Source organism: Limosilactobacillus reuteri subsp. porcinus (genome assembly GCF_036621895.1).
GTDB lineage: Bacteria > Bacillota > Bacilli > Lactobacillales > Lactobacillaceae > Limosilactobacillus > Limosilactobacillus reuteri_J.
The window spans coordinates 1-1,011 of sequence record NZ_LN887472.1 but is presented as its reverse complement, the minus strand read 5'-3'; the positions used below and the strand labels follow the sequence as shown (position 1 = coordinate 1,011).

At 34.8% G+C, this 1,011-nt stretch carries 1 protein-coding gene; it reads left to right on the top strand.

The window, feature by feature from the left end; translation table 11 throughout:
- Window positions 1–876, top strand: an 876-nt coding sequence (locus tag AACL61_RS08330; protein ID WP_423245883.1) for an Lreu_0056 family protein, incomplete at its 5' end; no start/stop codon positions are given.
- Window positions 877–1,011: the final 135 nt, after the last annotated feature.

The window sequence follows — 1,011 nt, the reverse complement described above, 5'->3', positions numbered from 1 at the left end:
CGTTACTACAAGAACTGGGGCAATACTTATTACTTTGGCGCAGATGGAGCCCGCTATACCAACCAATTTTTGACCAAAGACGGCAAAGTCTATTACTTTGATAACGATGGAGTAATGTACCAAAATCGTTACTACAAGAACTGGGGCAATACTTATTACTTTGGCGCAGATGGAGCCCGCTATACTAACCAATTTTTGACTAAAGATGGCAAAGTCTATTACTTTGATAACGATGGAGTAATGTACCAAAATCGTTACTACAAGAACTGGGGCAATACTTATTACTTTGGTGCAGATGGAGTCCGTTACACCAACCAATTCTTAGATAAAGATGATTCTAATACTCATATTCATTATTTTGATAGTGAAGGTCGGATGTTAGTCAATCAATGGCTTATGTATGAAGGAAGTACAATTTATTTTGATGAAAATGGATATCCCGTAACTGGTAAACAAGATATTAATGGACAAATTTATCTTTTTAATGAAGATGGAGCATTAATTCCAAATGGTATTAATAGAGTAAATTATACTCAATATCTTGGAACACTAGTCGGTCTATATCAGAATGCTGATTGGTTCAAGGATTGTTTAAGTAACCATACGATGTATTACGGAAAAGTTACATCGGGCGTAAATGATGGCTACAGTTTCATTACTGCTAAGGGTGACCCAACAAGTTGGTTCTACTTTAAGGAAATTCAAGACGGGCAGGTGCTTATTAAATATGTAGATCCAACTACAGCTACTGATGTTGCTCATTCGAAATTTGTTGAGAAAGCTATTCCACTGAAGGAACTTACCGCTATTTACAATAATGAACAAAACGAAACTTTGATCAATGATTATGCTAATAAGTTAGTTGCTTATAAATAAAATAATTTTTAATAATAAAGTGGTATTATACATAATTTGAAAGTAAGCAGTCCGTATCCACACGTCTAGCCATCAAAAACTTAGTCTCCTATACTAAAAGCAATCTTAGTACAGGAGGCTTTTTCTATGGAAGGA